Origin of the sequence: Janibacter hoylei PVAS-1 (assembly GCF_004025845.1) — a bacterium.
GTDB classification, from domain to species: domain Bacteria; phylum Actinomycetota; class Actinomycetes; order Actinomycetales; family Dermatophilaceae; genus Janibacter; species Janibacter hoylei.
This window is the reverse complement of sequence record NZ_PIPF01000001.1, coordinates 25,725-45,476: the sequence shown is the minus strand read 5'-3', so window position 1 is coordinate 45,476 and position 19,752 is coordinate 25,725. Positions and strand designations below refer to the sequence as shown.

General features: G+C 71.4%; 21 protein-coding genes. 16 read left to right on the top strand and 5 right to left on the bottom strand.

Annotation, left to right across the window (positions count from 1 at the left end; genetic code table 11):
- The 12 genes from CWN80_RS00240 to CWN80_RS00185 all read left to right on the top strand — a co-directional run bounded on the left by CWN80_RS00240 (window position 1) and on the right by CWN80_RS00185 (window position 7,709).
- Complete coding sequence (locus tag CWN80_RS00240) at window positions 1–582, top strand: DUF6011 domain-containing protein (protein ID WP_007928117.1); 582 nt, start codon at window positions 1–3, stop codon at window positions 580–582.
- The gene (locus CWN80_RS00235) at window positions 579–941 is read left to right on the top strand and encodes a hypothetical protein (RefSeq protein WP_007928116.1); all 363 of its coding nucleotides are present in this window, start codon (window positions 579–581) and stop codon (window positions 939–941) included. The genes CWN80_RS00240 and CWN80_RS00235 overlap by 4 nt, the downstream gene beginning before the upstream one ends.
- A 218-nt stretch (window positions 942–1,159) precedes the next feature.
- Window positions 1,160–1,465 carry a hypothetical protein gene (locus CWN80_RS00230; RefSeq protein ID WP_007928115.1) on the top strand — a complete coding sequence of 102 codons (306 nt, stop codon included), beginning with the start codon at window positions 1,160–1,162 and terminating at the stop codon, window positions 1,463–1,465.
- A complete protein-coding gene (locus CWN80_RS00225) occupies window positions 1,462–1,815 on the top strand; it encodes a hypothetical protein (RefSeq protein WP_128276708.1) in 354 nt (117 codons plus the stop codon). The genes CWN80_RS00230 and CWN80_RS00225 overlap by 4 nt, the downstream gene beginning before the upstream one ends.
- Window positions 1,816–1,817: 2 nt before the next feature.
- On the top strand, window positions 1,818–2,843 hold the full coding sequence (locus CWN80_RS00220; RefSeq protein WP_128276707.1) for a hypothetical protein: 1,026 nt from the start codon (window positions 1,818–1,820) through the stop codon (window positions 2,841–2,843).
- Window positions 2,844–3,378: 535 nt separating this feature from the next.
- Window positions 3,379–3,762 carry a hypothetical protein gene (locus CWN80_RS00215; protein ID WP_007928113.1) on the top strand — a complete coding sequence of 128 codons (384 nt, stop codon included), beginning with the start codon at window positions 3,379–3,381 and terminating at the stop codon, window positions 3,760–3,762.
- 56 nt (window positions 3,763–3,818) lie between these two features.
- A complete protein-coding gene (locus tag CWN80_RS00210; RefSeq protein WP_040881345.1) occupies window positions 3,819–4,049 on the top strand; it encodes a hypothetical protein in 231 nt (76 codons plus the stop codon).
- Window positions 4,046–4,681 (top strand): WhiB family transcriptional regulator, encoded by a 636-nt coding sequence (locus CWN80_RS00205; RefSeq protein WP_007928110.1) that lies wholly within the window; start codon window positions 4,046–4,048, stop codon window positions 4,679–4,681. The genes CWN80_RS00210 and CWN80_RS00205 overlap by 4 nt, the downstream gene beginning before the upstream one ends.
- On the top strand, window positions 4,671–5,297 hold the full coding sequence (locus CWN80_RS00200) for a hypothetical protein (protein WP_007928109.1): 627 nt from the start codon (window positions 4,671–4,673) through the stop codon (window positions 5,295–5,297). The genes CWN80_RS00205 and CWN80_RS00200 overlap by 11 nt, the downstream gene beginning before the upstream one ends.
- Before the next feature lie 551 nt (window positions 5,298–5,848).
- Window positions 5,849–6,481 carry a hypothetical protein gene (locus CWN80_RS00195; protein ID WP_007928108.1) on the top strand — a complete coding sequence of 211 codons (633 nt, stop codon included), beginning with the start codon at window positions 5,849–5,851 and terminating at the stop codon, window positions 6,479–6,481.
- A 59-nt stretch (window positions 6,482–6,540) separates the two neighbouring features.
- Window positions 6,541–6,747: a hypothetical protein gene (locus CWN80_RS00190; protein ID WP_128276706.1), complete on the top strand. Its 207-nt coding sequence runs from the start codon at window positions 6,541–6,543 to the stop codon at window positions 6,745–6,747.
- Window positions 6,748–7,199: 452 nt separating this feature from the next.
- Entirely contained in the window at window positions 7,200–7,709 is a 510-nt protein-coding gene (locus CWN80_RS00185; RefSeq protein ID WP_128276705.1) for a hypothetical protein, read from the top strand.
- A 229-nt stretch (window positions 7,710–7,938) separates the two neighbouring features.
- Here the strand turns inward: CWN80_RS00185 and CWN80_RS00180 are convergent, their stop codons facing one another.
- The 3 genes from CWN80_RS00180 to map form a co-directional block, all read right to left on the bottom strand.
- On the bottom strand, window positions 7,939–9,198 hold the full coding sequence (locus CWN80_RS00180; protein WP_007928105.1) for an APC family permease: 1,260 nt from the start codon (window positions 9,196–9,198) through the stop codon (window positions 7,939–7,941).
- A gap of 66 nt (window positions 9,199–9,264) precedes the next feature.
- Window positions 9,265–10,020: a polyphosphate--glucose phosphotransferase gene (gene ppgK / locus CWN80_RS00175; RefSeq protein WP_007928104.1), complete on the bottom strand. Its 756-nt coding sequence runs from the start codon at window positions 10,018–10,020 to the stop codon at window positions 9,265–9,267.
- Window positions 10,021–10,033: 13 nt separating this feature from the next.
- A complete protein-coding gene (map, locus tag CWN80_RS00170) occupies window positions 10,034–10,897 on the bottom strand; it encodes a type I methionyl aminopeptidase (RefSeq protein ID WP_007928103.1) in 864 nt (287 codons plus the stop codon).
- 80 nt (window positions 10,898–10,977) lie between these two features.
- Between map and CWN80_RS00165 the strand changes: the two genes are divergently transcribed.
- Window positions 10,978–11,175 carry a hypothetical protein gene (locus tag CWN80_RS00165; protein WP_007928102.1) on the top strand — a complete coding sequence of 66 codons (198 nt, stop codon included), beginning with the start codon at window positions 10,978–10,980 and terminating at the stop codon, window positions 11,173–11,175.
- Between the two features lie 10 nt (window positions 11,176–11,185).
- Here the strand turns inward: CWN80_RS00165 and CWN80_RS00160 are convergent, their stop codons facing one another.
- Window positions 11,186–11,818, bottom strand: a complete 633-nt coding sequence (locus tag CWN80_RS00160) for a class I SAM-dependent methyltransferase (protein ID WP_007928101.1) — start codon at window positions 11,816–11,818, stop codon at window positions 11,186–11,188.
- Window positions 11,819–11,820: 2 nt separating this feature from the next.
- On the bottom strand, window positions 11,821–12,717 hold the full coding sequence (gene panB, locus CWN80_RS00155) for a 3-methyl-2-oxobutanoate hydroxymethyltransferase (RefSeq protein WP_007928099.1): 897 nt from the start codon (window positions 12,715–12,717) through the stop codon (window positions 11,821–11,823).
- A 188-nt stretch (window positions 12,718–12,905) separates the two neighbouring features.
- Here panB and CWN80_RS00150 point away from each other — a divergent pair, with 188 nt between their 5' ends.
- The 3 genes from CWN80_RS00150 to CWN80_RS00140 all read left to right on the top strand — a co-directional run bounded on the left by CWN80_RS00150 (window position 12,906) and on the right by CWN80_RS00140 (window position 19,748).
- Entirely contained in the window at window positions 12,906–15,317 is a 2,412-nt protein-coding gene (locus CWN80_RS00150; RefSeq protein ID WP_337590119.1) for an immune inhibitor A domain-containing protein, read from the top strand.
- A 110-nt stretch (window positions 15,318–15,427) separates the two neighbouring features.
- Entirely contained in the window at window positions 15,428–16,765 is a 1,338-nt protein-coding gene (locus tag CWN80_RS00145) for a glutamine synthetase family protein (RefSeq protein ID WP_128276704.1), read from the top strand.
- Window positions 16,766–16,772: 7 nt separating this feature from the next.
- Complete coding sequence (locus CWN80_RS00140; protein WP_128276703.1) at window positions 16,773–19,748, top strand: bifunctional [glutamine synthetase] adenylyltransferase/[glutamine synthetase]-adenylyl-L-tyrosine phosphorylase; 2,976 nt, start codon at window positions 16,773–16,775, stop codon at window positions 19,746–19,748.
- The last annotated feature ends 4 nt before the right edge of the window (window positions 19,749–19,752 follow it).

Below are 19,752 nucleotides of genomic sequence, written 5' to 3'. Positions count from 1 at the left end.
ATGCACGCCACCTCGTTTCGCGGCACGCTGGCTCACGACGCCACGCCGGAGCTGCTCGAGCTCCTCGGGCGCCGAGGGGTGCCGGCCAAGCGGCTCGCGGCCCACCTCACGGAGGACGAGGAGCTCGACCTCCTCGCGGCTCACCCGCCGAAGGGGGTGAAGCCTCGCCCCGAGGTCGCGCCGCCTGCGCCCCTGTCGGCGAGGCCGGTCGCGACCCGGCTCGCCCTCGAGGACCACCTCGACGTCGACCGGCGCCGCGACCCGGTCGAGGAGGTCCACCTCGTCGACGGGACGGTCGCCCGCATCCGCCGCACCGCGGATGGTGAGCGCTACGCCGAGCGGTGGGACGAGACCTCGCGCCGCTACGGCCCGCACGAGCCCGGCCTCGTCGAGCGCACCACCGAGGCGACCCGCCTCGACGCCGTGGGCGCATCGCACCACGGTCGTACGTGGGGTCATTGCATGGTGTGTGGCCGGCTCCTGACCAACGCGACGAGCGTGCGCGCCGGTATCGGCCCCGTGTGCGTCGTCAACGTCTACGGGCACGATGCCCGCACCGAGATCGGCGGTGAGGACGTATGAGCACCGCCCACATCGTCACCGCGGTGACTGCCTGCGCGCCCGGCTTTTGCATCCGCGCGGCGGCGATTGACGAGACCGGCGTCGTCACCTTCGAGTCCGCGCCGGTGGTCGGCCTCGCCGACACGCTCGAGGTCGACATGGATGCGGGCGATACCGAGCGTGAGGTCGTCGCGGCCTACCTCGACCCGCTGGATGGGGTCGTGCGCCCCTTCGCCGACTTTGTCGTCGAGGGGTGGCGCGCGGCCCGCGTTCTGGCCCCCGGCGACGCCGAAGACGCCCGCGACGAGGAGCTCGCGGCGCAGCTCCTCGAGGAGTCCAGGGCGCGCGGGATCGTCGAGCGCTGGGCGGAGGGGTCATGACTCGGATCCTGCGGAGCTGGCAGGCCCGACGCGCCTACGCCGCCGGCCGCCGCGACGAGCGTGCCGCCTCGCGCCGCCGCTGCCTCGCCCTCGCCGAGCAGGTGACCCGATGAGCACCGCGACAACCGCCCGAGGCCCGCCCCCTTCGCCCGATGACGAGGACCGGGAGACGACCGCGCAACCACACACCGAGCACCACCGACCAAGGAGCAGCACCCATGACCACCACCTCCACCGACGAGGCCGTCGTCGTCGCCTACTACCCGCCCACGCCCCATCAGCGCGCCGCGCGCGTCGAGGTCACCTGCCCGTTCGGATGCGTCGAGCTGACGCCGACCGGGCGCCCGAAGAAGAACGGCCGCGCCCGTCGCCACCTGCACGGCATCGGCCCCGCCGGTGCGGTCCCCGACCTGGGGTCGAGGGTTTCGCACTGCCCCTCGACCCTCGGGCAGACGTATTTCCTTGTCGACCGGAACAACCTCGTGCCGGCCCGCCTCGAGGTCGCCGAGGAGATGCCGGCATGAGCGAGCCCAGCGCGGTCTACGTCGACGACTACCGCGGTGCCGACGTCGCCGACTCGATCGTCGCGCACTCGCCCCGCGGCACTGTGCACGCCCTTCGCGCAGCCGCACCGCACTACCTCGTCTCGGTCGCCGATGCCGTCCTCGTCGTCCCCGCGGTGACGCTCGCTCGGCGCCTCATCGGATCCACCGACGAGCACGGCCGTTGGGTCGTCCCCGCCGCACTGGCAGGCCCCCTGCTCGAGGCGATTCAGCAGGCCGCCGAGGGCGACCCCTCCGAGCTCCTCGCGCTCATCGTGAGCGAGATCAACCACACCCCCGGCGACGTCGTCGCCACCAACAAGGAGAACTGACAATGACCGATCACAACGCCGACCTCGAGACCCTGGCCGACGAGATCCTCGCCGCGGGCGAGCAGCAGCAGACGGCCCCGAACGCGATGGAGCGCGCCCGCACCGACGGCGCTCGGATGACGAGCGGCATGGAGAGGGGCAACGGCCCAACCCGTTACGACCCTGCGACGTTCATGGACAAGCCGGCCAAGGACTCGCCCCGCCTCGAGCCCAGCGCCCGCCGCGGCTCGTCGTCGCCCTCGCAGTACGTCATGGCCCCGGGCATCTCCAATCTCAGCCACCTTGTGCACGAGGCTCGGCGTCGCCCTGACGACGCCACGCTCGGCGAGACGAAGGCCGCAGCGACGGCGTGGTCCGACTTCGTCGCCGCCGCGGACGAGGCCCGCGCCGCGGTCGGCGATGTGCCCGCCGCCATGCGCCGGGCGGCCGACGAGCGGGCCGCCGCCCTGGCCGACCCGGGCGAGAACCCCACGGTCCTGCCGTCCGTGGCCGATGCTCGTGCTCACGCGGAGGCCGTCGCCGGCAAGGCCCTTCGTCACGCGCTCGACCTGCGCAAGGCCTACGACGACGTCGTGCTCGAGACCGCGGGCGAGCGGCTCGCCGGGCTCGAGAAGGCAGTCCCGCAGCAGGCCGAGGCGATCGTCGCCCGGGTCGCGGACCTGCGGGCCGCAGTCGTCGCCCTGCGCGCCGGAGTCACCACGCTGACCTACGCCGCCGGTGAGGAGCGTGGCCTTCGTCCTCGGTCCCTTCCGACGGCGGTGCGCCTCGAGGAGCTGGACGCGCTCGAGGCCGAGGTCCGCCAGCTGGCCGCGATCGCCGCGGACCCGGCGGAGCCTGCGATCACCCCCTCCCTGCGCGAGCGCGCCTACATCCACAAGCAGGCCCAGCTTGCTGTGGGCGGAATCACGGCGGCCACGGTGGAGCTGGCCCGCATCGAGAAGTCAGAGGAGTACCGGCACACGCAGTACACCCGCGGAATCCCGACCCACGTCCTCGAGAACGCCGCCGAGCAGGCCCAGTACCGCTGAGCCATGACCTCGCGCACCTGCTCCCCCTTCGCCGGGCTGGCCTTCCACGCCAGCCCGGCGGGGTGGGGCGCCTCGGGCGTACGAGCACGAGGCACCGCGAGCGCGAGGCACCGCGAGCACGAGGCACCACGGGCGCACGAGCACGAGGCACCGCGGGCGCACGAGGCACCGCGAGCACGAGGCACCACGGGCGCACGAGCACGAGGCACCGCGAGCACGAGGCACGAGGCACGAGGGCAGGGTGGGGGGCACCTCGAGCCCTGCTCGCCCCGAGACCAGGCCGCCCCCCGCTCGCCCTGCGCCCCGGCCGACCTCGCGCACGACGACGACCGGCACGACCCACCGACTACGCGCCCCCGCTACGGGGTGGGGGGGTGACCCCCCTAGGCGAGAAACACCTCGTCCGGGTCGCATAACACGCAACGGCCGATGACCCCTAGAACACCCTAAATGAGAATCATTCTCAACACCCATCCCGAGGCCCTCAGAGGCCACTACAAGCCCCAGACCATCCCACCCACCGAAAGGCCCTGAAATGCCCGCACACGACCCGCACGACGGCCTGCCGCAGCCGCCTGACGACCTCCGCGAGGAAGGCCTCGCACTCTGGTGGTCGATTCTCGAGGATCTCGACCTGGACCAGCACGAGCTCAGCCTCCTGCGTGCCGCCGCGAGGACCGCGGACCGGCTCGAGGACATCGCCCTCGAGCTCACCCGCGTGCCGCTGACGGTCACGAACCACAAGGGCGATGAGGTGAGCCACCCTCTCCTCGTCGAGCAGCGGATGCAGGGCGCAGCGCACGCCAAGTTGCTCGCGAGCCTGCGTCTCCCGTCGGGCCTGACCGAGGGTGGCGAGCTCAACAGGCCCCAGCGTCGCGGCGCGGCTCGTGGCAGCTATGGAATCCGGGGCCTCGCATGAAGCGGCGCCAGCGGCCCGCCGACGCCGCACCTCTGAGCCCTTGGGCCGATGACTGGGTGACCTCCCGCGAGCGCGATCTCCTCGGGGACGAGGAGGCAAACCGCCTCGCCTTCGCCCGACGCCGGGAGGAGGCCCTCCACCGTCCCGCGCAGACCCTCGACGACGAGCTCGTCCTCGACCAGAGGCCGACCGACGATGCACCGCTCGACACGACGGCTCTCGAGGTGCTGGCATGGCGGGACGCCGCCCTCGCCGGCCAGCTCTTGCCGTGGGAGGCCCAGCGATGAGCGCCGAGGCGGTCCTCGAGGACGCGACCTCACGCTCGCAGGCCCTCAGCGCGCGCCGCCGCAGGATCGAGGAGGCGCTCGAGCTGCCGCACCGCCCGGAGCGGCCGCACCGCGACCCGGACACCGCATGGATGACCCGAGCTGCCTGCGCCGACGAGCCTGCCGAGCGCCGGCTCGCCTTCGTGGCGGTCTCGCGCCAGCGTGACGCCCGCGACCTCGTCACGACCTGCGCGTCCTGCCCGGTCGCGACCGAGTGCCTCGCCGACGGACGCCGCGCGCATCTCAGCGGAGTGGCCGGCGGCCTCGTCCTGGACGACGGGCACCTCGCGCAGGACCGACGCGGAGACCTGGCCTTCCGCTCTACGACTGCGTGGCGCCGCGACGCCCCGGCGCAGCTCGTCGAGCCCGAGGAGCTCGTCGACCTCGCGCGGGAGGGCGGCATCACCGCCGCCGAGGCCGCCCGGGCCCTGCTCGGTGACGACGGGCCGGCCTCGGTGAAGTACGCCGGCACCGTCCTGCGCAGCCTCGTCACCGAGGGCCTGCTCGAGCACCTCCCGGGCCCGCCACGGATCGGGGCAGGTGGCCGGCAGCCGGGTACGTGGGTCATTCCGGGCGAGGCCGATGGTGCGTAGGCCCACCACCCCCGAAGACCGCTGGGAGGCCCGAGGGGCAGGGCTCTACGCCGGTCCCGAGCAGCAGCTCGACCCCGACGAGGTCACCACCTACGCCGCCGCCCTGCTCGCCGAGGCCGACGACTACAGCGGCGCCCGGTCTGCATGGCACCTGCGGGATCTCGTCCTGAACGCCAACGACGCCCCGACCGGCTCGACGGCCGGAGGAGCCGAGGCCGTCCTCGACGCCCTGCGAGCCCTGCGGCGGAGGGTGGGCGGCCCCAGCGTCCACGGCAAGGCCCGGCCCCACATGCCCCCGGATCGGGCGTGGACGCTCTACCGCGGCGGACCCGACCCCATCGGGTGCTCATGGACCGACGACGCCCGGATCGCGCGCACCTACGCCCGATTCCGCCCGGACGGCTTCGAGCGTCACCCCGAGGCGCCCGTGTGGACCCTCGACGTGCCCGCGTCGGCCGTCCTGGCCGTCGTGCCAGTGGCCGGCGCCGGAGGCCCCGACGAGTACGTCCTCGACCCCGCCGAGGTCGACCTCGAGCAGGCCGCCCGCGTGCCCCGTGAGGACCTGCCGCGCCCACTTCGTCGCCGGGGTGGGCGGATCGACTGGACGAGCGTCTAGAGGCGAGCGTCCCACCGCCGGCGGCCCTGTGCTGCGAGGATCGGCGCGTGGTCATCGACGTCAGCGCAAGACGGCGGATGCTCACTGCTACGGGGTTCCGCACAGTGGTGAGCTCGGCCGTAGGTGTTGACGCTGGAGCCAGAGTTACAAGGCACCTCGCGCATACGCGAGTCCTGGGGTTAAGGGCCTAGCTCGTCGCCGGGTGGTCTCATCGACTGGACGAACGCACAAGGCCGCTGGGCACAGGGCTGCCTACGGGCGCCGGGCTGTTACTGTCCGAGCTAGAAGTTGAAGGTGACAGGGGGGGCGCGCATGGGTGGCAATGGCTTTCCGTCCATGAGTGCCTCTGACTTCAAGCGATTGCTCTGCAAAGTTCTTGGGTACAAGGAGGAGGCAGACTCTGGCCCCGGTTCGCACTGCTGGCTACGATCAGATCGGCACCCAGATATCAGGTGGGCCTTCCATAGGCGCGAAGTGAGTAGTATCGAGATTCGCAATGTGCTCGTGAAGCAGGTCGGACTGTCGGTCAGCGAGGCAAGGGAGGTCGTCAAATGAGGGTGCACACCATCGCGACAGAGTTCGCTCCCGATGCTTACGGGCTGGCTAGCCCCCAGGTGCCCGCCCTCTTCGCAGGCGGCACGAGTTCCGATGAGTTCGACGGCGATAACCTGCCAGCACTTCTGGCCCAAGCTGGGGGGCCAGCAGAGTTCAACCTCGTTCAGCATCGACAGACTTACCACAGCATCGAAGACCGCGAGTGGTACGTGCGGGTCCACTTGGACCTCTTCCCACAGCGGCACCACGATCGCATGGAGTTGCTGAGTCTTCTACGGCGTCTCTTGGAGGCAACCCCCGAGCCCATCGACGCCGCCCCGAAGAACCCCACCGGTGAAGCGCTCTTCGTCGCTGTGCTGCCGACCGATGAGGTCGGATGGGTCGCCGAGCAGCTGGGCCCCGGAGAGGTAGCAACGCTGGTGGCGAAGGCAGCGGATGACGATGGACTCATCACCTTCGATCTGTCCCAGTCTGATTCCGACCCAGACGAGGCAATCCCGCCGCAGACCACGATTGCTGAGGTATTGGAGAGCCTTGTCGTCCGCGAGGCCCCTGTGGCCGTTGACTTCCTTGACGACAGCAGTTCGCTGGCGCTTCAGCGCTCAGACCGCCGTCTTGTAACTCTTTGAGGTCGTCGAGACACAGCCGCGGCGAGCCGCATGCTGCGCTGCCCACCATGCTCGACCTCATGTCGAGGCTGCCTCAACCGCAGGACGCCGACGCGGTCCTCGTCACCGACGACGGCCACCGCCTCGGGTACGTGCCTCGCCCGCTCCTCGAGTACGTGCGCCCCGCGCTGGAGCGCCACCACGAGCTGACCGTCGAGCGGGTCAACCCTCCCGCCGGGTTCCACATGCGCCTGCTCGTGCGTCTGGCCGGCCACCAGCCCGGCTAGACGTCAGGGGCCTAGCGGTGCCGACGACCCCTGACGAGAGGTGGGTGCCGCCCGGTCACCCCCTGGCCGGCCACCCCGATTTCGGGGCCTACTGGGCGCCATTCCTCGCCGAGGTGGACGCCACCGAGGCTCCCCGCCTTCCCGGCAAGCGCCGAGACTTCCGGGCGGTGACGGACGGGCCTCGGTTGCTGGACCTTAGGACCGAGTTCGACGTCTTGCTATGGCTGCACCGCTGCGGCCTGCGCCCAGAGTTCGGCGCTACCGACGGCACGCCAATGCCTGACTTCGTCCTGCCTGACTTGGGGCTCGGAATCGAGGTCACACGACTTGGCAGGCCCAATGTGGGTTGGAAGCTCGTTCGCCTTGTGATGGACGAGACGCGGGGGCGCCGCCCGCGACGGCTTGCGACCATCCGCATGTCAGCGCATCCCGTGATGGTTAGGCAGCGGGTCATGGACGAGATCAGGGTCGAGGTGAGAGCCAGTCTCGAGCAGGATGAGCCGCCGCCGGTCTTCGCGGTGCTGCGGCCAGCACACGACGGCAGTCCGGCGGTCACGGTCGCGATTTCGTTTGATCGGCCCTTCGGGTCGGCCATACCGACGTTGGTAGCGCCGCCCCCGGGTCGGACACCCGTGGCCCGGCATGACGTCGAGAATCTCGTCGCCGGGGTGCTGACCGAGAAACGCAAGCGTCGGCAGGGCGAGGCCATGCCCACGGTCTTGTGCGTGGAAGTGGGGGGCCTCATGCAGGCCATCACGCGCACCGACGCCGAGGCATGGTCTCGGCGCCTGGCTGAGATTCTCGCCAAGCACCGCGAGCGGACATCCTTCGCCGCACTGGCCCTCGTCGCATTCGGCGCGACCAGCCGAGTCCCCAGAGTCGCCCTCGGGGTCACGCCCCCTTCGCCCGTGGTCGAACGCTGGGCCGACGCAATCGGCATCGGGCCCCACGGCGGAGGGTAAGCACACCCGCCGGCCAGCTGCTCACGACGGCCCACCGAGTCCTCAAATAGTCCTCAAGATGTCCGCCAGAGGCACGCAACAACCATCAGCAACCGTCAACGTCCCGACGGCAGGGGAGCCCGGAATATCAAGGGATTCGACGGTTACCGTCGACAACCATCAATAGCCGTTGATCGCCTCGGGAGAACCCGGCTTACAGGCCGACTCATCCCGCCCCCTTCGTCGGGGCTCACTCCCGGGTGGCGTGCCTGACCCATCCGATGACGGCCCCGAGCAGCAGCACGAGCACTCCCGCGACGACGCTCTGCCACGGCAGCAGCGCGGCGACGCCGAGACACCCGACGAGACCGAGGGCAGGGACCACCCGGCGCGACCACCGCGGGTCGAGCGTCCACGCGCTCGCGTGCAGCAGGGCGAAGTGCACGAGCACGCAGAAGGAGGCGAAGGCCATCGCCTGGCGGACGTCGACGAGCACGATCGAGACGACGACGAAGGCCGCGACGACGACGAGAGCGCGTCGCGGCAGCAGGTGCGGTCCCTCGCGGACGGCCAGGGCCACGGGCAGGTGACGGTCACGTGCCATGGCCGCGACGGTGCCCGACGTCGTGAGGACGAGCCCGAGGAGCACCCCGCCGGCGGTGAGGACCGCGGCGACCTGCAGCACCGGGCCGAGCCACGGCCAGGCGGAGATCTCGGCGGCCTCGACGACCGGGAGCTGACGCGCGGCGACCCAGCCCGTGCCGAGGGTGCGGGAGAGGCCGAAGGCCACGAGCAGGGTGGTCGTGATGACGATGCCGAGCGAGACGGTCAGGGCCCGGGGCACCGTGCGGTCCAGCGCTCCACCCCGGGTGCGCTGGTTGAGCAGACGCACCGAACCGGTCAGCGCGAAGACGACGAAGCCCGCTGCCTGGACGACACCCGTGACGCCGCCCGACCCCTCGGGCGCGCTGGGTCGGCCGTCGGCGAGGACCGGTGGCGTGGCGAGCAGGCTCACGACGAAGACGAGCAGCACGACGACCGCCAGCGCCGCGAGGACACCTTCGCCGCGGGTCGAGCGGGTGATGCCCTGCAGGTGCAGCCCGAGCGCGCCGAGCACGGCGGCCACGGCGACGACCTTGGGGAACCCGGGCAGCAGGTGCATGCCCAGGGTGAGCGCCAGCGCCGCCGCGGCCGAGACCGCGCCGACGACGAAGGCCCATCCGGACAGGTGACCCCACGCGACCCCCAGTCGGTCCCGGCCGTGGACGTGGGTGCCGAGCGGTGCCCGGCTCGAGACGGCCAGTCGGGCCGCGGAGGCCGCGTTGAGCGCGACGACGGCCGCGGCGAGCAGCACGGCCGGGAGGAGCTGGTCGCCGGCCGCCATGGCGGCGGGAGCGAGGGCGACGAAGATGCCGGCGCCGACGACGGAGGACAGCCCGGTGCCGACGGCGTCGGGCAGCGTCGACGGACGGCTCGTGGCCGCCGAGGCTCCCTCCGACGCTCTCGTCATGCGCCCTACCCTGCCGCATGGCCACCCGCGACGGCGGGGAGCGCGCCGATCCGGGACGAAGGGGAGTCAGTTGCCCTTGGCCGCCAGGCGCGCTGCGCCGATGATGCCCGCCTTGTTCTTCAGCTTGGCCGCGACGACCGGGGTGCGCAGGTCGAGCAGCGGCAGGAAGGTGTCGGCCTTCTTGCTGATGCCACCACCGACGACGAAGAGGTCGGGCCACAGGAGGGCCTCGAGTCGGGAGTAGTAGACCTGCAGGCGAGCGGCCCACTCCTCGAGGTCCAGGCCCTCGCGCTCGCGGACGGAGTCGGCGGCGCGGGTCTCGGCGTCGTGGCCCTCGATCTCGATGTGGCCGAGCTCGGTGTTGGGCACGAGGTGGCCGTCGACGAGCAGGGCCGTGCCGATGCCGGTGCCGAGGGTGGTGAGGACGACGACGCCGTCCTGCCGCTTCGCTGCGCCGTAGTAGCGCTCGGCCACGCCGGCTGCGTCCGCGTCGTTGACGACGTGCACGTCCCGGCCCAGCCGGTCGCCGAAGAGCTCGCGGGCATCGACCCCGATCCAGGAGGAGTCGATGTTGGCGGCGGTCTGCACGACGCCGTGGGTGACGACCGCGGGCACGGTGATGCCGACGGGGACGCCCTTCTTCACCCCGAAGTGGTCGACGACCTGCTCGACGACGTCGCAGACCGCGTCGGGCGTGGCCTGGTCGGGCGTGGCGATGCGCAGGCGGTCCTCCGCGAAGGACCCCTTGTCGAGGTCGACGGGTGCCCCCTTGATGCCGGAGCCTCCGATGTCGATCCCGAGGGCGTCGTGCTGCTTGCTCATCGTGGGTCTCCTGTCAGGGGAGCGTGAGGATCTCGTTGCCCTCATCGGTGATGAGGATGGTGTGCTCGAACTGCGCCGACCGGCGGCGGTCCCGCGTCACGGCGGTCCAGCCGTCGTCCCAGAGGTCCCACTGCGGGGTCCCGAGGTTGAGCATGGGCTCGATCGTGAAGGTCATGCCCGGCTCGATGACCGTGTCGTACTGCGGGGCCGCATCGTAGTGGGGGACGACCAGGCCCGAGTGGAAGCTCGTCCCGATGCCGTGACCGGTGAAGTCGTGCACGACGCCGTAGCCGAAGCGCGCCGCGTACTTTTCGATGACCCGGCCGATGATGTTGATCTGGCGGCCGGGCAGGGCCGCCGTGATCCCGCGGAGCATGGCCTCGTGGGTGCGCTCGGCGAGCAGCCGCGACTCCTCGTCGGGCTCGCCGGCGAAGAAGGTCGCGTTGGTGTCCCCGTGCACCCCGCCGACGTAGGCGGTGATGTCGATGTTGACGAGGTCGCCCTCCTCGAGAGGGCGGTCGTCGGGGATGCCGTGGCAGACCACCTCGTTGACCGAGGTGCACAGCGACTTCGGGAAGCCGCGGTAGCCGAGGGTCGAGGGGTAGGCGCCGTGGTCGAGCAGGTACTCGTGGCCGATGCGGTCGATCTCGTCGGTCGTCACCCCGGGGGCCACCGCGGAGCCGGCGGCGGCGAGTGCGCGGGCCGCGATGCGGCAGGCGTGCCGCATCGCCTCGATGGTCTCGGCGTCCTTGACCTCGGACCCGGCGAAGGGGGTGGGAGCCTCCTTGCCGACGTACTCGGGGTGGGCGATCCGGCCGGGCACCTCGCGGCGGGGGGAGACCTGACCGGGTGTCACGGTTGCGACGGGGGCGGGCATGCGGTGGAGTCTAGGCAACGAGGGCGCGGCCCACGCGCCCCGGGCTGCGGACGAGGTCCGCGAGGAAGGACGGCACGACGATGGCGTACTGGTTCAACATCGAGTCCGGTCAGGTCGAGAGCGACGACAACCGCTCCCAGGGCGCGGACGTCATGGGTCCCTACGAGACCGAGGCGGAGGCGGCCGGCGCGCTCGCCACGGCACGGGCGAAGACGGAGGCCTGGGACGAGCAGGACCGCAAGGACAAGGAGTGGGAGACCGGCGACGCGCAGGCCTGATCCTCCCTGCTCACCGGGGCCGGTGGACCGTGAGGGCCCAGCTGCCGTCACCGGGCCACGGGTCCCGGTCCCACGAGGAGTACCTGACGACGAGCGAGAGGTCGGCAGCGAAGGCCGCGCGGTCGACGTCGTCGGCGTCGACCGCGGCAGCGCCGGGCGGCTGGTGGCCCGGCAGGGCCCAGCCGCAGACGAGGCGGCCGTCGGTCGTCAGGTGGGCCCGGAGCCGGCGCAGTACGTCGACGAGCGTGCCGTCGGCGAGGAAGGGCACGACGTTGCCGGCGAGGACGATCACGTCGAAGGCCTGACCGGTGAGCGTGAGCGTCGCCAGGTCGGCGTGGACGAAGCGGGTGGTGTCGTCGCGCTCGCGGGCCACCTCGATCATCGCGCCGTCGGCGTCGACCCCGACGACGTCGTGCCCGAGGGCGGTGAGCGTCGAGGCGACCCGGCCGGTGCCGCACCCCGCGTCGAGGATGCGGGCTGGCGCCTCGTGGAGGGCGTGGACGAAGCGCGCCTCGCCGTCGAGGTCGACCCCCTGCTCGGCGAGCGCGTCGAAGCGCTGCTGGTACGCGTGCGCGGCGTCGATGCCCCCGGACACCTCCGACCACCGGGTGCGGATCTCGGGGAGCTCGGCGGCAGGCGACATCGTCAGCTCTCGAAGGAGTGCTCGGCGGCAGGGAAGGTGCCGGCCGCGACGTCGGCGGCGTAGGCCCGGGCCGCGTCACCGAGGACGGTGCTCAGGTCGGCGTACCGCTTGACGAAGCGCGGTGCCCGGCCGGTGCGCAGGCCGGCCATGTCCTGCCAGACGAGGACCTGGGCGTCGCAGTCCGGACCGGCACCGATGCCGATGGTCGGGATGCGCAGCTCGCGGGTGACCTCGGCGGCGGACGCGGCCGGCACCATCTCCATGACGACGGCGAAGGCGCCGGCCGCCTGGACTGCGCGGGCGTCCTCGAGCAGCTTCGCGGCGGCCTCGCCGCGCCCCTGGACGCGGTAGCCGCCGAGGGTGTGCTCGCTCTGCGGGGTGAAGCCGATGTGTGCCATGACGGGGATGCCCCCCTGCGTCATCCGCTCGATGGTCGGGGCCATCTCGGCGCCGCCCTCGAGCTTGACGGCGTGCGCCAGGCCCTCCTTCATCAGGCGGGCCGCGGAGAGGTAGCCCTGCTCGGGAGAGGCTTGGTAGGTGCCGAAGGGGAGGTCGGCCACGACGAGTGCGCTCGCCGCGGCGCCGGCGACGGCCCGGGTCAGCGGGATCATCTCGTCGAGGGTCACGGGGACGGTGGTCTCGTAGCCGTAGACGTTGTTGCCGGCGGAGTCGCCGACGAGGAGCACCGGGATCCCGGCGCCGTCGAAGACCTGCGCGGCATACATGTCGTAGGCGGTGAGCATCGCCCAGCGCTCGCCCCGCTCCTTCATCGCCTGCAGGTGGGGGATGCGCACCCGCTTGGGCGGGGCAGCCGCCGCGGCGGGGCCGTTGCCGTAGGGGGCGGTGCCCTCCGGCGCGGAGCCGTCGGTGGGGGTGGCGTCGGGCGCAGGGGTGGTCATGGGTCCAGCGTAGGGGGAGGGGCCCTGGGGCACGCCACGAGTGGTGGATAGAGGGAAAACCCGCACGGGGTCACCCCGAAGAGTAAGGATTCCTTCAGGAAATCCTGTGTTGTCTCCCGGTCGCCGGCAAATCTTGGTTGAGTGCGCTCACCCCTGTGGCACGAGCCACAACATTTTTTGGAGGACCCGTGAAGAGACGCCACACCCATGTCGTGTCCGGCCTCGCGGCTTCCGCCCTCGTCCTGACCCTCGCGCCGATGTCGGCGACCGCGGGGACGAGCGCTGCGATGCCCCCCGAGGACAAGGCCGCTTCGACGGCCCGGCACGACGACCTGCCCAACCCTCTGGGTGACGCCCAGCGCGAGCTGCGCGAGGACGCCGTCGACAAGCTGATGCGCGGCGAAGCCCGCGTCGTCACCAAGAACGGCACGCAGGTCATCGAGATCACCAGCGACGATGCCGCCGAGACCCACGCCAAGGCCAAGGGCCACCAGGACAAGACGTCTGCGGGCAAGGGGAAGGGCAAGGGGAAGGGCAAGCCGCGCACCAAGTACGTCCAGTACGACGTCGACCGCGAGGCGAGCATCTTCACGATCCTCACCGACTTCGGCGACAAGACCAAGCCTGCCCAGGGCGGCGAGGCCGGCCCGGTGCACAACGAGATCCCCGAGCCGGACCGCTCGGTCAACAACTCGACGATCTGGGACGAGGACTTCAGCCGCGACCACTACACCGAGCTGATGTTCGGTGCCGATGACGCGGACAAGGGCAAGGGCAAGGGCAAGGGGAAGGGGAAGAAGAAGGACCAGCAGTCCTTCCGTGACTTCTACCTCAAGCAGTCCCAGGGCCGCTTCCTCACCAAGGGTGACGTCAGCGACTGGGTGACCGTCCCCTACAACGAGGCTCGCTACGGCCACAACCCGGTCGCGGGCGACGGCACGTCCGAGGCCGAGGGCTACTGGAACTACATCGCGGACACCGCGACCGCCTGGTACGAGGACCAGGTCGCGCAGGGCAAGAGCGAGGCCGAGATCAAGGAGTACCTCGCCCAGTTCGACGTCTGGGACCGCTACGACTTCGACGGTGACGGCGACTTCAACGAGCCCGACGGCTACATCGACCACTTCCAGGCGATCCACGCCGGCGAAGGGGAGGAGGCCGGCGGCGGCGAGCAGGGCGAGGACGCCATCTGGAGCCACCGGTGGTACGCCTTCTCCAACAACATGGGCAAGGACGGGCCGGCGCAGAACAAGCTCGGTGGCGTGCCGCTCGGCGACTCCGGCATCTGGATCGGTGACTACACGACCGAGCCGGAGAACGGTGGCCTGGGTGTCTTCACCCACGAGTTCGGTCACGACCTCGGTCTGCCGGACCTCTACGACACCGCCGGCGGTGACAACGGCACCGGCTTCTGGACCCTGATGTCCGGCGGCTCGTGGCTCAACGACGGCACCGAGGACATCGGCTCCAGCCCGGGCTACATGGGTGCCTGGGAAAAGCTCCAGCTGGGCTGGCTCGACGTCGAGACGGTCAAGCAGGGCCAGAAGGTCAACCTCGACCTCGGTCCCGCCGACCGTGACCACAAGGCCCTGCCGCAGGCTGCCGCCGTCCTCCTGCCCGAGGAGACGGTGACGACCGACTACAACACGCCGCACTCGGGTGAGTTCGAGTGGTGGTCCGGCTCCGCGGACGACCTCAACAACACGCTGACCCGTGAGATCGACCTCACCGGGGCGAGCTCTGCGTCCGTCTCCGCCCAGCTGGCCACCGAGATCGAGGCCGGCTACGACTTCCTGTACACGGAGGTCAGCACCGACGGTGGGTCGACGTGGGAGGAGCTGGCCGCCACCGACGGCGGTGACCTCACCTGGGGCGAGGTCACGACCGACCTGAGCGCCTATGCGGGCCAGAAGGTCCAGTTCCGCTGGCGCTACCAGTCCGACGGCGGTGTCTCCATGGCCGGTGCCTTCATCGACGACATCACGATCACCGTCGACGGCACCGCGGTCCTCACCGACGACGTCGAGTCCGGCGACAACGGCTGGACCGCCGACGGCTTCACCCGGATGTCGGGCTCGACCTCCGAAAAGGTCCAGAGCTACTACCTCGCCGAGAACCGCGTGTACTCGGGCTACGACGAGAACCTCAAGACCGGCCCGTACAACTTCGGTGACCCCGAGCGTCCCGACTGGGTCGAGCGCTTCCCGTACCAGGACGGCCTGCTCGTCTGGTACATCAACAACGCCTACTCGGACAACAACACGAGCACGCACCCCGGCTACGGCCAGGTCCTGCCCGTGGACGCCCGTCCGGCGCCGGTGAAGTTCTCCAACGGCAAGCTGCTCGGCAACCGCCGTCAGCCCTTCGACGCCACCTTCGGCACCCAGCGCACCGACGAGGTGACCTTCCACAACGCGGGCATCCCGCAGACGGTCCCGTCGAGCAAGGGCATCCGCACCTTCGACGACTCCGACCCCGACCGCTACTGGTCGGCGGAGAACCCGTGGAGCTCGACGAAGGTCGCCGGGTCCGGCACGAAGATCACCGTCCTCAAGGAGAAGAAGGACGAGATGAAGCTGCGCATCGAGGCCGGGCGCTGATCGCACCCACCTGAGCACGGCACCCGACACCGGGCCCGCCCCGTCCACCGGACGGAGCGGGCCCGGTGTCCGTTGCGTTGCGACCCCTCCGGCTAGGGCAGGATGGGCACATGGATCGTCAGCAGGAGTTCGTCCTCCGCACCATCGAGGAGCGCGACATCCGGTTCGTCCGGTTGTGGTTCACCGATGTGCTCGGGACGTTGAAGTCCGTGGCCATCGCCCCGGCCGAGCTCGAGGGTGCCTTCACCGAGGGCATCGGCTTCGACGGCTCGGCGATCGAGGGGTTCACCCGGGTCTACGAGGCGGACATGCTGGCGCGCCCCGACCCCTCGACCTTCCAGGTCCTGCCGTGGCGGGGCGAGCACCCGGGCACCGCCCGGATGTTCTGCGACATCCAGCTGCCCGACGGCAGCCCCGCACTGGCCGATGCCCGCTACGTCCTGCGCCGCACGCTCGACAAGGCGGCGGACATGGGCTTCAGCTTCTACACCCACCCCGAGATCGAGTTCTTCCTGCTCAAGCAGGGCACGACCCCCGGTGAGCGTCCGGTCCCCGTCGACGACGGCGGGTACTTCGACCACGTGCCGAAGGGGGAGGCCCACGACTTCCGTCGGGCAGCCATCACCATGCTCGAGTCGGTCGGCATCTCCGTGGAGTTCAGCCACCACGAGGGGGCTCCGGGGCAGAACGAGATCGACCTGCGCTACGCCGACGCCCTGTCGACGGCGGACAACATCATGACCTTCCGGACGGTCATCAAGGAGGTCGCCCTCGAGCAGGGGGTGTACGCCACCTTCATGCCGAAGGTCTTCGCCGAGTACCCGGGCAGCGGGATGCACACCCACATGTCGCTCTTCGAGGGTGACACCAATGCCTTCTACGAGCCGGGCGCCCCGTACCAGCTGAGCAAGGTCGGGCGGCAGTTCATCGCCGGCCTCCTGCACCACGGGCGCGAGTACGCGGCCGTCACCAACCAGTGGGTCAACAGCTACAAGCGGCTGTGGGGCGGTGGCGAGGCACCCGCGCACCTGACGTGGGGTCACAACAACCGCTCGGCGATGGTCCGCGTGCCGATGTACAAGCCCAACAAGGGCAACTCCAGCCGGGTCGAGCTGCGCAGCCTCGACGCCGCGTGCAATCCCTACCTGGCCTTCGCCGTCATGCTCGCCGCCGGGCTCAAGGGCATCGAGGAGGGTTACGAGCTGCCCCCCGAGACCGAGGACGACGTGTGGGGCCTCACCGACCGCGAGCGCCGGGCCATGGGCATCAAGCCGTTGCCCTCCAGCCTCATCGAGGCGATCGAGGCCATGGAGGAGAGCGAGCTGGTCGCCGAGACGCTCGGTGAGCACGTCTTCGACTTCTTCCTGCGCAACAAGCAGCAGGAGTGGGCGGACTACCGCAACCAGGTGACCCCCTTCGAGCTCGAGCGGCTGCTGCCGCGCCTGTGAGGACAGCGTGACCCCACCCTCCCGGCCCGTCCCCACCCTGGCCCGGCGCGGCTTCAGCGACACGCGTCGCGCCGAGGCCCTCCTCGCCGACGCGGCTCTCGAGCCGCTCGGTCAGCACCACGAGCCGCTCCTGCGCGCGATCGCCCGGGTGGCCGACCCCGACCAGGCGCTGCTCGGTCTCGTCCGGGTGCTCGAGGCCAGCGACGACGAGGCACTCGTGCGAGCCCTCACCGGCGACGCGGCGGCCCGGGACCGGCTCATCGGCGTGCTCGGCATCTCCTCGGCGCTCGTCGACCACCTCGTGGCGCACCCGGACCAGTGGCGCGACGCGGTCGACGCGGTCGAGATGACGCCGGAGGAGCGAACCGAGGCCCTGCTCGCCGAGATCGCCGACCACGGTGACCTCGAGCCGCAGGACGCGCTGCGGGTGGGCTACCGGCGCCAGCTGCTCGGCATCGTCGCGCGTGACGTCACCTCCGACGACGCCGTCGCCGACCTGCCGGACATCGCCCGCGCGCTCGCCGACCTGGCCGGGTCGGCGCTCGAGGGCGCGGTGCGCATCGCCATCGACGAGCTGGGGGAGGAGGGGCAGTCCTGCCGCTTCGCCGTCATCGGCATGGGCAAGGCCGGCGGCCGCGAGCTCAACTACATCTCCGACGTCGACGTCATCTTCGTCGCCGAGCCCGTCGACGGGGTCGACGAGGCCGCGGCACTCGAGGTCGCGACCCGCGTCGCCAGCCGCATGATGCACGCCTGTGCCGACGCGACGTCGCACGGCAGCCTGTGGCCCGTCGACGCCGCGCTGCGCCCCGAGGGCAAGCAGGGCCCGCTCGTGCGGACGGTCGCCAGCCACCGCGCCTACTACGAGCGGTGGGCCAAGACCTGGGAGTTCCAAGCGCTGCTCAAGGCGCGTCACCTCGCCGGCGACGCCACCCTCGGTGCCGAGTACCTCGAGGCGGTGCGGCCCCTCGTGTGGGAGGCCGCCTCCCGCGAGGACTTCGTCGACGACGTCCAGGCCATGCGGCGCCGGGTCGAGGAGCACATCCCCAGTGCCGAGGCCGCCCGCCAGCTCAAGCTCGGGCCGGGCGGGCTGCGTGACGTCGAGTTCTCCGTGCAGCTGCTCCAGCTCGTCCACGGGCGCACCGACGAGACCCTCCACTCCGGCACCACCCTCGACGCACTGGCCGCCCTGTCCAGGGGTGGGTACATCGGTCGGGCCGATGCCGCCGTCCTCGGCGAGGCCTACCGGGTGCTGCGCACGCTCGAGCACCGCATCCAGCTGCACCGGTTGCGGCGCACCCACCTCATGCCGACCTCCGACGACGACCTGCGGCGGCTCGGCCGGGCCATGCGGCTCTGGGACCAGCCCGCCCACGAGGTCGTCGCGCTGCGCACCGGGCACTCACGCGAGGTGCGTCGGCTGCACCAGCGCCTCTTCTACCGGCCCCTGCTGTCGGCCGTCGCCCGCCTGAGCCCCGACGAGGCCTCGCTCAGTCCCGACGCGGCCCGCGAGCGCCTGAGTGCCCTCGGCTACCGAGACCCGGCCGGAGCGCTGCGCCACCTGGAGGTGCTCACCGAAGGGATGAGCCGTGCGGCGTCGATCCAGCGGCAGCTGCTCCCCGTCATGCTCGAGTGGTTTGCCGAGATGGCCGACCCGGACGCCGGGCTGCTCGCCTTCCGCAAGGTCAGCGAGGAGCTCGGCACCACCCACTGGTACCTGCGCCTGCTGCGCGACGAGGGCGAGGCAGCCCAGATCCTCGCGCACACCCTCGGCGCGAGCCGCTTCGCCGGGGATCTGTTGCTCGCGAGCCCGGAGGCGGTCCAGTACCTCGGTGAGGCCGACGGGCTGCGCCCGCGCACCCGCGACGAGCTGCTGCGCCGGATGCGGTCGGCAGCCGGTCGCCGAGAGGACCCCGAGGCCGCCGTCGCCGCGATCCGGGCGATCCGCCGGGCCGAGATCTTCCGCGTCGGCGTCGCCGACCTGCAGGACCGGCTGACGCTCGACGAGGTGGGGGAGGCGCTCACCGATGTCTCCGAGGCGACGATCCAGGCCGCACTCGAGGTCGTCGTGCACAAGGTCGAGGCCGAGCGGGGCGCGGACCTCGGCACCGACCTGCTCATCGTCGGCATGGGCCGGCTGGGTGGTCGCGAGGTCGGCTACTCCTCCGACGCCGACGTCCTCTACGTCCACGACCCGCGTCCCGGCGCCGACGACCAGGCGGCCCAGGAGGCGGCCCTGGCCGTCGTCACCGAGCTGCGTCGACTCATCGGCGCTGCGGGGTCCGACCCGCCGCTCGGTCTCGACGCCGACCTGCGGCCGGAGGGCAAGAGCGGCCCCCTGGTGCGGTCGCTGGCCTCCTACGCCAGCTACTACGAGCGCTGGTCCGAGACGTGGGAGGCGCAGGCCCTGTTGCGCGCCCGGCCGGTGGCCGGTGACCCGGGTCTCGGTGAGCGCTTCACGCAGCTCATCGACCCCCTGCGGTGGTCGCCCCAGGGGCTCGACGCGCGGCAGGTCCGTGAGGTCCGCCGACTCAAGGCACGGATGGAGGCCGAGCGACTCCCGCGGGGGGCCGACCGCAAGGCGCACTTCAAGCTCGGCATGGGTGGTCTCTCCGACGTCGAGTGGACCATCCAGCTGCTGCAGATGGAGCACGCCCACGAGCACGAGGGCCTGCGCACCACGCGGACCCTGCCGGCGCTCGCCGCCGCCGTCGACCTCGGCCTCGTGGACGGCCACGACGCGACCGTCCTGCGGGAGGCCTGGTCGATGGCCTCGCTGCTGCGCAATGCCGGCATGCTCTTCCGCGGCCGCCCGGTCGACTCGGTGCCGTCCAACCTGCGCGAGGCCGACGGGGTCGGCCGGATCGTCGGGATGGAGCCGCAGTCCGGCCTCGCGCTCGCCGAGTCCTACCGCCGCACGGCGCGACGCGCCCGTCAGGTCGTCGACCGCATCTTCTACGGCGAGGACGAGCAGCAGCGGTGAGACG

Coding starts and splice junctions, on each gene's coding strand:
- CWN80_RS00240 (WP_007928117.1), top strand. CDS start 1: ATGCACGCCACCTCGTTTCGCGGCACGCTGGCTCACGACGCCACGCCG.
- CWN80_RS00235 (WP_007928116.1), top strand. CDS start 579: ATGAGCACCGCCCACATCGTCACCGCGGTGACTGCCTGCGCGCCCGGC.
- CWN80_RS00230 (WP_007928115.1), top strand. CDS start 1,160: ATGACCACCACCTCCACCGACGAGGCCGTCGTCGTCGCCTACTACCCG.
- CWN80_RS00225 (WP_128276708.1), top strand. CDS start 1,462: ATGAGCGAGCCCAGCGCGGTCTACGTCGACGACTACCGCGGTGCCGAC.
- CWN80_RS00220 (WP_128276707.1), top strand. CDS start 1,818: ATGACCGATCACAACGCCGACCTCGAGACCCTGGCCGACGAGATCCTC.
- CWN80_RS00215 (WP_007928113.1), top strand. CDS start 3,379: ATGCCCGCACACGACCCGCACGACGGCCTGCCGCAGCCGCCTGACGAC.
- CWN80_RS00205 (WP_007928110.1), top strand. CDS start 4,046: ATGAGCGCCGAGGCGGTCCTCGAGGACGCGACCTCACGCTCGCAGGCC.
- CWN80_RS00200 (WP_007928109.1), top strand. CDS start 4,671: ATGGTGCGTAGGCCCACCACCCCCGAAGACCGCTGGGAGGCCCGAGGG.
- CWN80_RS00195 (WP_007928108.1), top strand. CDS start 5,849: ATGAGGGTGCACACCATCGCGACAGAGTTCGCTCCCGATGCTTACGGG.
- CWN80_RS00190 (WP_128276706.1), top strand. CDS start 6,541: ATGTCGAGGCTGCCTCAACCGCAGGACGCCGACGCGGTCCTCGTCACC.
- CWN80_RS00185 (WP_128276705.1), top strand. CDS start 7,200: ATGGACGAGATCAGGGTCGAGGTGAGAGCCAGTCTCGAGCAGGATGAG.
- CWN80_RS00180 (WP_007928105.1), bottom strand. CDS start 9,198: ATGACGAGAGCGTCGGAGGGAGCCTCGGCGGCCACGAGCCGTCCGTCG.
- ppgK (WP_007928104.1), bottom strand. CDS start 10,020: ATGAGCAAGCAGCACGACGCCCTCGGGATCGACATCGGAGGCTCCGGC.
- map (WP_007928103.1), bottom strand. CDS start 10,897: ATGCCCGCCCCCGTCGCAACCGTGACACCCGGTCAGGTCTCCCCCCGC.
- CWN80_RS00165 (WP_007928102.1), top strand. CDS start 10,978: ATGGCGTACTGGTTCAACATCGAGTCCGGTCAGGTCGAGAGCGACGAC.
- CWN80_RS00160 (WP_007928101.1), bottom strand. CDS start 11,818: ATGTCGCCTGCCGCCGAGCTCCCCGAGATCCGCACCCGGTGGTCGGAG.
- panB (WP_007928099.1), bottom strand. CDS start 12,717: ATGACCACCCCTGCGCCCGACGCCACCCCCACCGACGGCTCCGCGCCG.
- CWN80_RS00145 (WP_128276704.1), top strand. CDS start 15,428: ATGGATCGTCAGCAGGAGTTCGTCCTCCGCACCATCGAGGAGCGCGAC.